Genomic DNA, 11,833 nt, shown 5'->3' on the forward strand with positions numbered 1-11,833 from the left:
TAATCTCACACTATAAAACATTTTTGACAATAATAGAAGCAGCATCATCTACATTTGCCATAGCTTTTTCTTTTAAGGAAGCTACATTAGCTTCTCCATCTTTAGCAATAGATTGTGCTTCTTTTTTAGCTTTGTCTTCTGCATCAAAAACAGTATTTTTAGCTTCTTCTTCTGCTGCTTTTTTTGCCTCATTTATAATATTTTCAGCATTTATTTTTGATTCATTTATCATGTCCACAGATTTGGACTCTGAATCAAGAATAAGTTGTTCAGCATCAGATTCAGCTTTTTTTATCATTGCGATAGCTTCTGATATCTCTGCCATAATTAATCACCATGGTATATTAATCTTTATTGGGAAGCATATATATCTTTTACGATTTATATTTAACATGACCTAATTCATTGATTTAAGGAAAAATAAAAGAATAATCGAAAAATTAAGACAATAAACAACATAAAGATATTGAAAATTACAATTTGTTCAGAAATTTTTAAATAAATATAGTATATATTGAGCAATGTTTAATTTTAAAAGTAAAATTTTATACAGTCCAATAACGGTGCCATGAACATGTGAAATGTTAAAAAAAAAGAGGAGTTACCTATAAAAATATTTTAAAATACTCATAGGTAATTTTTGCAGATATGCCAATACAGCAATTACAACAATAGCAAGGCCAATAATACCCAACAAATAGTTATACGGAGTAGCAAGTAAAGTATAACCACTTATTCCAATAATAATTCCTTCAAAAAAGAAAACTGCCTTAGCCCATTGCGGTTTAGCAACAATAACAATATAAGCAATTCCAATTAAAACTAAAATAATCGCACTAGCTATACTGTCATTAGTTATTGTCTGAGTAAATAAAGGACGAACTCCTAAAAATATTACCAGAACAGCTAACAGAATTCCCAATAATTTAATATTCTTAACTTTAATCATGATTATTTCTTTTAAACTTTATAATATTTATATTATAATAAAATATAATAGTAGATAAAGGTGATGAAAATGGACAGAAGCGTATGGACTATTAACAACAAACATTTTACATTGATCCTAGATGCAAAAACAGAAAACGGAAAAATTAGTGACAGAAAATTCAGTCCAGGAGAAGACATCTGGACTAATGAAATACCTCAGTTTAAATTTGAAGATGAAAATACCCAAAAGGAATATGATAATTTCATATCAGATTTGCTGATATTATTGTCAGAACCTAATGTTGATCAGGTGTTTATTGATGCTAAAATAGGTGAAGAATCAGAATATGATACTTCAGCCACTTATGAACCAGTAATAATAAGAAAAATAGAAGATTATGAAGTAGAAAAAATTATAAGTTAATATTAAAACATGGCATTAGCTTTTTCCAATACTTCATCAATAGTATTAAATTCCAAAGCATCTCCAGATTCGGCTTTAGTTTCGGTTGTTATTAAAACATTCGGACTTGTCCAAAGTAAAGAATATGCCAGATATACAACATTAGCTATAAGCATAGGCATAAACAGGAATAATCCAATGAATAAAAAGAACATATGTGCTGCATAATTTCCATACCTTTTCTTTTTCATTAAAATATAATGATTTTCCTGCTGAGTAATTTTAAATTTCTCTTGAGCCAATTCCTCAGAAATATTATTCATTTCCTTGGAATTATCTGCTTTTAATATAAACAATTTCATTATAATCTAAATATATTCAACAAATTCATCAATTTCTTTTCTTGGAGTGTCTCTTGGTTCTGCATTTCCATATCCCAAAGGAGTAAACAATACAGGAACTTCATTATCATTTAAATTTAAAAATTGTCTGGCTTTATCAGCATTAAATGCTGCAATGTAACATGTTCCAAGTCCAACATTAGTAGCTGCCAAAATAATATGGTCCATTACAATAGTTGCATCAATATCAGCTATGTTCTTTCCGTCCCAAGGTCTTGTCCATGCTTCATCAACATTAGCTACAACACATAATACATAAGGAGCTTCCACAAACCATTTAGCCCCATAAATTTCAGATAAAGATTCTTTATTTTTTTTAGTGTCAACTACAAACACTTTAAAAGGCTGGTTATTCACTCCTGTTGGAGCTATTGTAGCTGCTTTCAATACATATTCAAGTTTTTCATCTTCAACTTCCTTGTCCAAATATCCTCTTACACTATACCTTTTATTAATTACATCATCAAAATCCATATTATCTACCTTCCAGGACCATCATAAACAATGTCGTCAATGTCACAAAAACGTCTAAATTCATCTTCATCAATAGTTTCTTCATAAATATGAGCAATAATGCCCGGAACACGGCCAATAATAAAGACCCCCAATCCTAATTTTGGGTCAAAACCTAAATCAGACAAAATTGCTGCATTTGCCCCGTCAACATTTAAACGAATGTTTTTCTTTTGATAAAGCAAATCTTCAATGGCCAATGCCAATTTAGTATGGGGACCAACACATCCTTCTTTTATAACAAGTTCCATTAATTTATCTGCTCTTGGATCAGCATTATGATATCTGTGTCCAAAACCAGGAATTTTAGTATTTTTAGAGACAATATATTCATTGTATAAATCAATAGCCAAACTAGCTATCTGTTTATTGTCAATATCTGCATCTCCAGTTAACATTAAAGAGTCAATCTTGGACTGGTACAATTCCATGGTTTTTTCAATAGCTCCTGCATGTTTATGTCCAAATGACAATAGTGCACCAGCTACAGCAGCATTTAACGGAGAACCTGAAGAGGCAACAAGTCTTGCTGTTTGTGTACTTGGAGGAGTGGCTCCATGATCACAAAAAGAAACTAAAACATGATTAAATAATTTTCCCTCTTTTATTGAAGGCAATCTCCCTTTCAGAAGAAGAAAAACCATATCACTATATCTAATTTTTTCAATTAAATCTCTTTGATTGTATCCCCTAGTAACAATTTTATCAGGTTCCACTTTAGAAATAGCTGTTCTTAGTGAATGCTCGTTAATTTTAAAATTATTTTCCGACATTGTTTTAATTTCCTCAATTTAATAATTAAAATATAATTATAATCCATTATAAATGTAATGTTGCAACTCTCGGTTCTACAAAACAGGAAGGTCTGACTGAAACAATTCTAACACCGCTTGCCCTTTGATTACCTACATTAACAAATGAACCTAAAACTGTGGTTTTTCCACCAAAACCCAATGGTCCGATATTTGTTTCGTTTAATTTCTGAGTTACATAATTTTCCAAATCGCTTTGGGAATCTAAATTTCCATAAACAATTGATTTTAACAGTAAGGATGATGCCTCATAATGTGTACGGCCAATACCGACAGCAGGAACAGAAGGAGTGCATCCCAACATTTTAAGTGATTCACTTAACCAGCCGATAGCTGTACCAATTACATTTTCAATTGATCTTTTATGATATACCCTATATGTCTTTGCTCTTATTTCAGGACCTCCCCCTTCCAGTATAAAATGGATGTTTAAAGTGTCCGGAGAAATATTTCTTTTATATGTTGAATCATCACTGAAAGAATTTATCAAAAAGGATGCTGCTTTCATCTGCCCCGGACTGTTATACAATCCTTTTGATTGTTCAATTCGCTCAACATCATTACCTTTAACAGCCATAGGGCGGGCAGGCAAATTATTTAATCCTTTTTCAATTCCCTCATTAATCTGAGCTATTAACTCTCCGGTGATTTCTCTTTTTTCACCTATTTCAATGATTACATGAGGAATTCCTGTATCATCACATAAAGGGAATTTGGTCTTACTGGCTACTTTATAATTTTCTAAAATTTGATTTAAAGCCCACAAAGCATTTTCATTATCTTCAACAGAAATGGCTTTTTTTAATGCATTGAATTTATCTTCAGAGAGATTTGTACTGGCTTTAATTATTGCATTTGAAACATCTTCTATGATATCCATATAATCACTCAGGAATAGATAAATCATTAGATCCTTTAGGAGAAGATATTGCATCACTATAATATTGGTCAATCATTCTTTTAACCAGTTTAACCTGTTTAATACGAGCAATTGCTTCTTTTTCAGAAGTATTCCAATTATGAGACTGTGCTACTGAACCTCCTGTTTTTAAATATACTGGAGAAGCTACTTTAATAATCTTCGGAACTTCATAATGTCTGATAAATCCGCCAGTTGATTTCGGATTTTCAGTATGCAAATCTAAAGGCATATACACTGCTTTACGAATAGCTGCAATCATAGGAATTTGCAAATCTCTAACTGGATTGAAAGAATTAAGACCGTTTTCTTCAAGTAATTTTGCAGATGCGGGATTTCCATGTCCAGTATGTGCAGACATTTTGAAATGAAGTGATTTCGGAAGTTCACCTGCTTTTCTCATCTGGTTTAAAGTCCAAAGTAAACCTTCATCATATAACAGTATTCCACGAACTCCCAAATCAGCCGCTCTTTTAACGTCCTCAATTGCATAAACTAAATTGTCATATCCTCTTAATCGATATCCTATCCTGCTTCCTTCCTTAGTATGAACAGTTGCACTGGTATCATAGGTAGCTCTTGGACCTACAGATAAAAAAAGTTCACATTCATATTTTTTAGCCAAGTCAACCATTTCTGTAATTTCTTCATCAGTAAGCAGCATTATTCCTTTGGTTTGAGTAATACGATGAATAGTTATTTCATTTTTAGAAGCTTCCTTAAGTAAAGTATCCATTATTTTTGGAGATTGTATTCCTGGAACCTCAAAACGATACTGTCCTCCATCATTAAAACGTTTAAATGATTCAAAATCGTCATAAGCCCTTTTAATTCCAAGCTGTTCCAAGAATTCTTCAGTTTTTTTCATAGTATCTACTCATTTAATGTTTCCATAAGTTGTTTTATAGAATAATCTTCAATATTATCAACAACAAGCAATTTATTTAAATCAAAATCAGGATTCAAACTTTTGAATTTGTCAATTAAATCTTTTAATTGATATGGATTTTCAAAATCACCTTTTGGCAATAATGTAATATTTTGGAAAATTCCCCCTCTGAAAGATTCATCCAACTTAATAATAACATTTGATGGTCTTTTATTTGGATATAGCTCATCCAATCCACTATCAGAAACAATGATTATTTTACTAGCCAGATTCTTAATACTGTTAACTTTATCAACTGTTGAATAGCTATCAAGCAGGCCAAACTCAATTAACTGATTTAAATCATCCAAATCAATTTCACCACAAACAAGCATAATGGCCACTGCATAAGGCAAACTCTGTTTTAATTCTTCGACATTTTTCGGATTATAATTATCATGTTTAGCAGCTACATCATATGTTTTGATAATCACATTTCCAATATGCTCATACTCTTCACCTATACTTGCCTTTAGTTTTAAAACAGTATCTATTGAAGAGTGCAAATGTCTGCAAAACGGATATTTTTTAAAGTAAATGTCTCTGACCCTAACTTTACCCATATTTTTTAGAGCAACATCTAAAGAAAAATCACTATCTGACAAAACCATTGTTTTTAAAAAACCTTCATCCCCATCAAAAATTGTTCCGGCACCAGTGAATCCGTTTAAAGCCAAAAATGCAGATATTAATCCATTATAAACAGCTTTTCCAACATGAAGAACTTTGCCCATACTCCCATTATGGTCAGACTCTAAAAGACCTGCAGCCTGAGTTCCACACAAACCTAAAGCATTTAATGTTTGGTTTTCATCAAGATTAAGCAATTTAGAAGCAACAGCACCTGCAACAAATGTTCCAACAGTTCCTGTTGTATGAAATCCATTGTTTCTATGTTGGGGATTGACAATTTGGCCCATCATTATTCCAACTTCATAACCTGCAATAACCGCTTCTAAAAAAGATTTGCCGTCCAAATCATAAGCTTCACTAATAGCCAAGGCAGTTGGGAAAATAACTGCACCCAAATGAATTTGTGCTCCTCTATGACCATCATCCAATTCCAAAACATGAGCTGAAATACCATTTAAAAAACCTGCATTCAGCAGATTTGTTTTAAAATTGGGCATACCAATAACAGAAGATTCCAGCTCAAACTCCATATTTCCAAAAAATAGTTCACTAATCGTATTGAAAGCTATTCTAGAAGATTCTTCATTTACTCCCCTATATGTAACTCCAAAAAAATCAATAAATGCTGCTTTTACCACATTAAGGGTTTCTTTTGATGCCTGTTCATAACGATAATTTGAAATAAATTTGGAAATATTTTGTAAAAACATAAAACACCTTAATAATTAAATTGTAAAAATAGTCTTAAATAGTTAACTTAAATGGTGTTAAAAATTAACACCAAGGTGTACCGCTTAGAACTAAAACTATGTGTGCAATTAATGCAGATCCAAGGTAAGTTCCAGTAATGATACAAATAGTTACTATCATACCTCTCCAACCCATAGCCTTGAACTGATCCCAGTTTTTACCAATACCAATACCTACATATGCCAAAAACACGGTTACAATAGACAATAACTCTACTTGTCCCACATATTTAACTACAAATGGAGAAGTCGGCACCATAGGTAGGGAAACTGCAATACCAATAAGACTTATGTAAATAATTGAAGAGACATTAAATGGCAAATATCTCTCAAGCAATAAACCTGCCAAAGTTATAATAGATAAAATCAACATTCCAACAAGGGAATCAGATATCGGATGTTTATAACCTATCCAATTTCCGACAACTGTGATAACTGAAAATATAACCAATAATAAAATCCAATTAGTTATACCATGTGTTGAAACTGTTTCTGAACCGTCAATTACATCAACCATTATTCTTCCTCCCCTAAATGAGAAACAGGAGTTTCTCTCCCAATTTTAGGTTCAAGCCAAGCATATAATTTTTGAGCTAATGGAATAGCTAAAAATATACAGAAATAAATTCCAACACAGAAGGAAATTAAATTACTGAATCCTGCAAATGCCTGAATATTTGTACTCATACTTGCCGGGAAAGCACTTAACAATGGAGCCAATGCAGCTGCATTCATACTTGCACTGCCTACCCCTGTTGCCATTGCAAATGCATATGGATGAAGTGGTAAAACTGATACACATAAACATGACAGAAAACTGATGTATAACGTTCCAATAACAGTTCCAATAATAAATACTGTTAAAACTCCCCTAGTTTCTGCAGAATCAAATCCAAATTTATCAATAACAACTGCCACATTGGTTTCACGACCAATAGAATTAGTCATACCAATAGTTTCTTTTTTAAATCCTAAAAGCAATGCCACAGGAAGTGCTAAAAATACAGTTCCCAAATTACCAAACTCCTGTAAAACTAAAGCAGGGCCAACATCAAGTAAAATATGGAATGATTGACCACTAGCTACTGCTAATTTTGCAAGCAAAGGTCCTATAAATAACAGCATTGCACTTTCTGCAATTTTAGATTGTTTTTTAGTAATCCATTTAACTGGTTTTAATAAGAACAAAGCCAAACCAAGAACCATTGCATATAACAACGGCATAATTACAACACAAATATCTTTTGTAAGATTGAATTCAACGGGCCCTATAAATTCGGAAATAATAACCAATAAAAGCACAGTAATATGTAATTTATAATCTTTCCATGGTGCTTTCTTTAAAATAGTTTTATCAGTCTTATCACGATATATGTGTTCTGTCCCCTTAACTTTTTCGTTTTTATCAGTAATCTGCGCCCACTCCAACCTATTTTATAAATAGCATATCAAAATATCTATTACTAATACATAATTCAACCTATTATATAAATTAATACTATTCCAAGCTCAAAAATTCCTTTAATAGGAACAAAAACCCTTAAAAATTAAGATAAAATTCACAAAATAAGAACGATGAAATAAAGAATCAGAGTTAATAAAAATAAAAAATAAAAATAGATAATAGTTAATTTCTATAAATCCATCCTACAAATAGGTTTTGACAAATGACGCCTAGCAGAAACTGGTGTTTCATAAAACTGACAATTTTTTAATTTTCTGAAAATTTTAATAGGAACTTTTTTATTATCATTAATTTTATTTCCGCATTTTTTACATTTAAATCCCTTATTTTTTCCAGCAGAAGTCATTCTTTTTCCACATTCACAAATAGGATTTTTATATTCAATATCATTTAATTTAACAACTTGAAACTTTTCAATGTTAAATGTATTTTGTTCCCCAATCCCCCCAAAGAGTTTAATAACATCCCCAGGTCTTAAATCAGATACAATTTTTCTGAAGTTTTTTGTTGGTTCATAAGCTCCACATTCAATCTCCCCAGAATCATCAAAGATATAAAAGAACATATGACCACCATCAATAACACGCGGTTTATTTTTGACAGTTCCCACTACTTCATAACATCCAAATTGTTTCATACTCTTTATATCATCTGTTTTTTGAATGTGCATATCTGTATGCTGATTAGTTTTAAAAATACAGTAATTTTCTATAGGTTCTTCAACTTGAACTATTTCTTTAGCCTTCTTAAGAGCGCCAACAGTATTTGATCTAATACCATACAAAACAGGACATGGAGTTTTAGGTTCAATAGCTATATAATCTTCACCATAATCAACATTCTCAAAAGTTTCAGGATAAGTTTCCCTATCCATCAAATAAACTGAATCATAATCAATGTGTCTTTTAGTACCATAATTTTCAGGTATTCTGTAAGCTAATAATTCATAAGTAAAATCATCTAAAGGCAGTCCAATAGCTGCAATGGATCCGATAATTCCCCTTCCTTTTTTAAATTTATGAAGTTCACAGCCAATAGAATTTCCAAATTCTTCAGCTTCCATAATTGTAATAAATGAATAAATAGCCCTAAATGAATAATCAGCCATTTCTTCAGTTATTTCACCATCATAAAATACAACACCGGGATTTGTATTATCACAGTCAAACATAGCTAATTTTTCCACTTCATCTAAAACTATTTTCTTAGCTAAATCAACTTTATCATCATTTAATATTTTAAAAGCAACGCCGCCGTTTCCCCGTGTTTTGAATCTTGCAAATGGATTTAATCTAATTAAACGAGGATAACCAACAATTTCAATACCTACTTCCTTTAATTTATCAATAATATGGCAGGCCAAATAAGTAGTACACATACCATCTGGAGAGTCAGTATCATCAATCCCAATATGCAAATATTTAATTAAAATCACCTATTATTAATATTATAAACAACTATAATATAAACATATATTTACATAGAGGGATTAAATTATGTTAAATCGAAGTAAAATGTTACAAGAAATAGATAATTTATTAACCTCTGAAGGTTATAAAACATCTAACATTTACGACCAAGGATCATTTGACCTTGTAGCTCGTAAGAACTTATTAATTTTACTTTTAAAAACTTTTTTAAATATTGACAGTATTACTGAAGCCACAGCTCATGAAATGAAACAATTAGCTAATATCTTCCTTGCTTCCCCCATTATAATTGGTGAAAAATCAAGAAACGGTATTTTAGAAGAAGGAGTAATCTATGAAAGATATGATGTTCCTGCTATAAGCTTTGAAACTCTGAAAAATATGCTGCTTTACAATGAATATCCTGAAATCCTTGCAGACAGAGGAGGATACTTTGTTAAAGTTGACGGTAATGTTATAAAGCAATACAGAGAAGAATATTCATTATCATTAAAAGATTTAGCTGATTTGGCTCATGTATCAAGAGCAACAATGTATAAATATGAAAATGAAATTGTCAGAGCCAATACAGAAACAGCTATGATTCTCGAAGAAATACTAAATACAAAAGTAACATTGGATATTGATTTATTAAAACCGACCATAAGCGAAGATATTGAATACAGTAATGTTGAAGGAGCAGATGATTTATCCAAACTTGGTTACGGTATTTTATCTACAAATAAAAGTCCTTTTGATGCTGTAGCAAAAATGAAAAGCTCAAAAGACAAATCATCATTATTAACTAATGTTGAGAAAAACAGAAGTGAAAAAACTTTAAAAAGAATGGCTATCCCATTAAAAGATTTGTCAATGATTACATCTTCGGAACCTGTTTTTATAATAAATAATGACAAAATAAAAGATTCACTTGGAACCATTCCTGTGATTAAATCCTGGGAATTGAAAGAATTTGAAAATCCTTCTGAATTATTGAAAATTATTAGAGAAAGAAAAGACAACTTGTGATAATATGGTAGAAAACTTAAAAATTGAAGGAATAAAAGATTATCCTATTAAATGGATTTGTAACTTTAGAGGGCAAAAAGCTATTGGAATTTGCGGATATTCTCAAAAAATAGCTATGTTTGCAGCAGATTCAAGAGTCTCAAAGATTCTTGAAGATATTGTAATCGGAACAAAAGAAGAACTTGAAGGCTACGGCTGCGAAGAAAAAGACAGATGCTGCAACTTTGAATGTGAATTTTGTAAAATTAATCCAAGACAATACCTGCAAATTACTGGCAAAAAACCTTCAAATAAAAACATTAAAGAATTAGAGCAAGGTTTGGAAAGTTTAAACCTTGAAATCAAACAAAAAAATCTAGTTCCATTTGACAACTATGAAATAGTAGATTTTAAGGAAGATTAAATATTTTTCAATATTGTAACATCTTCCACAACTTCTTTTTTACTAGCTACACCAAAAGTCACCAAATCAACATAATCCAAAGTATTTAAAAAATCAAATGCTTCAGCAGGCTTTAAAATCCCTGCTGCCAAAATACGAGTCGCTATTATTTTTTTATCCAATTTTTCAATTTTAGCTTTGAATTCCAGTCTTTCTTTTGGTAAAAATGAAGGAATATCCATCATATAAGCCAGTTTATTTATAGGAATCATATAATAATCAAATAAATCCAAAATTGAATGATTTATAAGCAGATCTGTAGTTTTATTTGGAAATGCAGTTATTAACCCAGATGCTGCAGAGGTATCATTAATCTGAGATAAAATATTTGAAGTCAGATTCCAGTCATAGCCGTCAACAATAAACTCATCAACAAGCATTAAAGGACAATTATAATTCTTGAATAATTCAATATCATCTTCCCAATCCACTTCTTTAGCTACATCATAATTGGGATTCATATAATCCACATCAGATTTGCCAACAGTAGCTACAACATCCATGTTACAGCCTTCATCTAAAGCTATGTCAAATCCTTTAATTAATGCATCATCATTAACTAAATTAATAGCTCTAACTCCATTATTATAAGACTCAACAATAATATCTGCTATTGCATCAGGATTTCTATGCAAATCCAAATCATACAATCTGGATCTGTGGCCAAAATAAGGTTCAGCTATAAAAGGAGCATTACCTAAGATTATTCTGGGAACTGATTTGTTTTTAAATTCAAAATCATCTTGAAAAATAAAATCACAACCAAATTATTCTTCTTTTACAGCTACAACAGCAGTCCCATAAGCAAGAATCTCCTGCATAACATTGGAAATATCATTAGAATCAAAACGCACTGCTACAATAGCATTTCCGCCTAATTGTTTAGCATGCTCAATTAATCTTTCCAATGCTTCATCTCTGGAATCTTCCATCATAGAAACATATTCCTTAATTTCCCCACCTACTAAAGAGCGTAAACCAGCAGATACCTGCCCTCCTACACCTCTACTTCTAACAGTTAAACCATATACAAAACCTTTTGTTTCAACAATTTTAAAACCAGGTATTTCATTTGCAGTTGCTATTGGAAACTCATTTACAGATACCATAATAAAAACCTCATAAATATAGGCAAAATAATTAAAATTTTAAATATTAAGAAATATAAAATTTTAATCAGTATTTATTTTATTAATTTAT

Annotated in this window: 16 protein-coding genes; 3 read left to right on the forward strand and 13 right to left on the reverse strand. The window is 31.0% G+C overall.

Annotated features, from left to right (window positions below; genetic code table 11):
• Positions 1–10: 10 nt before the first annotated feature.
• Entirely contained in the window at positions 11–325 is a 315-nt protein-coding gene (locus tag K4897_RS02735) for a V-type ATP synthase subunit H (RefSeq protein ID WP_004032190.1), read from the reverse strand.
• 276 nt (positions 326–601) lie between these two features.
• Positions 602–949 (reverse strand): hypothetical protein, encoded by a 348-nt coding sequence (locus K4897_RS02740; RefSeq protein ID WP_004032191.1) that lies wholly within the window; start codon positions 947–949, stop codon positions 602–604.
• Between the two features lie 69 nt (positions 950–1,018).
• Here K4897_RS02740 and K4897_RS02745 point away from each other — a divergent pair, with 69 nt between their 5' ends.
• The gene (locus K4897_RS02745) at positions 1,019–1,354 is read left to right on the forward strand and encodes a hypothetical protein (RefSeq protein ID WP_250416536.1); all 336 of its coding nucleotides are present in this window, start codon (positions 1,019–1,021) and stop codon (positions 1,352–1,354) included.
• A 2-nt stretch (positions 1,355–1,356) separates the two neighbouring features.
• Here K4897_RS02745 and K4897_RS02750 read toward each other — a convergent pair whose 3' ends face one another.
• The 9 genes from K4897_RS02750 to K4897_RS02790 form a co-directional block, all read right to left on the reverse strand.
• Positions 1,357–1,695 carry a hypothetical protein gene (locus K4897_RS02750; RefSeq protein ID WP_004036795.1) on the reverse strand — a complete coding sequence of 113 codons (339 nt, stop codon included), beginning with the start codon at positions 1,693–1,695 and terminating at the stop codon, positions 1,357–1,359.
• A gap of 6 nt (positions 1,696–1,701) precedes the next feature.
• Positions 1,702–2,208: a nitroreductase family protein gene (locus K4897_RS02755; RefSeq protein WP_250416538.1), complete on the reverse strand. Its 507-nt coding sequence runs from the start codon at positions 2,206–2,208 to the stop codon at positions 1,702–1,704.
• Between the two features lie 5 nt (positions 2,209–2,213).
• Positions 2,214–3,020 (reverse strand): citryl-CoA lyase, encoded by an 807-nt coding sequence (locus K4897_RS02760; protein ID WP_250416540.1) that lies wholly within the window; start codon positions 3,018–3,020, stop codon positions 2,214–2,216.
• 46 nt (positions 3,021–3,066) lie between these two features.
• Positions 3,067–3,939, reverse strand: a complete 873-nt coding sequence (locus K4897_RS02765; RefSeq protein ID WP_250416543.1) for a fumarate hydratase — start codon at positions 3,937–3,939, stop codon at positions 3,067–3,069.
• A gap of 4 nt (positions 3,940–3,943) precedes the next feature.
• A complete protein-coding gene (locus tag K4897_RS02770; protein WP_250416546.1) occupies positions 3,944–4,846 on the reverse strand; it encodes a U32 family peptidase in 903 nt (300 codons plus the stop codon).
• 5 nt (positions 4,847–4,851) lie between these two features.
• Complete coding sequence (locus K4897_RS02775; RefSeq protein WP_250416548.1) at positions 4,852–6,249, reverse strand: MmgE/PrpD family protein; 1,398 nt, start codon at positions 6,247–6,249, stop codon at positions 4,852–4,854.
• Between the two features lie 64 nt (positions 6,250–6,313).
• Positions 6,314–6,805 carry a hypothetical protein gene (locus K4897_RS02780; protein ID WP_250416550.1) on the reverse strand — a complete coding sequence of 164 codons (492 nt, stop codon included), beginning with the start codon at positions 6,803–6,805 and terminating at the stop codon, positions 6,314–6,316.
• Entirely contained in the window at positions 6,805–7,716 is a 912-nt protein-coding gene (locus tag K4897_RS02785) for a DUF3100 domain-containing protein (protein WP_019266336.1), read from the reverse strand. Before K4897_RS02785 ends, K4897_RS02780 begins: the two co-directional genes overlap by 1 nt.
• Before the next feature lie 206 nt (positions 7,717–7,922).
• Positions 7,923–9,188 (reverse strand): tRNA(Ile)(2)-agmatinylcytidine synthase, encoded by a 1,266-nt coding sequence (locus K4897_RS02790; RefSeq protein ID WP_019266337.1) that lies wholly within the window; start codon positions 9,186–9,188, stop codon positions 7,923–7,925.
• A gap of 61 nt (positions 9,189–9,249) precedes the next feature.
• Here K4897_RS02790 and K4897_RS02795 point away from each other — a divergent pair, with 61 nt between their 5' ends.
• Positions 9,250–10,191 (forward strand): transcriptional regulator, encoded by a 942-nt coding sequence (locus tag K4897_RS02795; protein ID WP_250416553.1) that lies wholly within the window; start codon positions 9,250–9,252, stop codon positions 10,189–10,191.
• Positions 10,192–10,195: 4 nt separating this feature from the next.
• Positions 10,196–10,594, forward strand: a complete 399-nt coding sequence (locus K4897_RS02800; protein WP_250416554.1) for a hypothetical protein — start codon at positions 10,196–10,198, stop codon at positions 10,592–10,594.
• Here K4897_RS02800 and K4897_RS02805 read toward each other — a convergent pair.
• Both K4897_RS02805 and K4897_RS02810 read right to left on the reverse strand, forming a co-directional pair.
• The gene (locus K4897_RS02805; RefSeq protein ID WP_250416557.1) at positions 10,591–11,283 is read right to left on the reverse strand and encodes a hypothetical protein; all 693 of its coding nucleotides are present in this window, start codon (positions 11,281–11,283) and stop codon (positions 10,591–10,593) included. The two genes, K4897_RS02800 and K4897_RS02805, sit on opposite strands and share 4 nt — an antisense overlap.
• Positions 11,284–11,400: 117 nt before the next feature.
• Positions 11,401–11,742, reverse strand: coding sequence for a heavy metal-binding domain-containing protein (locus K4897_RS02810; RefSeq protein ID WP_019264336.1), 342 nt, complete (start codon positions 11,740–11,742; stop codon positions 11,401–11,403).
• Positions 11,743–11,833 lie beyond the last annotated feature (91 nt).

This window comes from Methanobrevibacter sp. TLL-48-HuF1 (assembly GCF_023617305.1).
In the GTDB taxonomy this organism is placed as follows: domain Archaea; phylum Methanobacteriota; class Methanobacteria; order Methanobacteriales; family Methanobacteriaceae; genus Methanocatella; species Methanocatella intestini.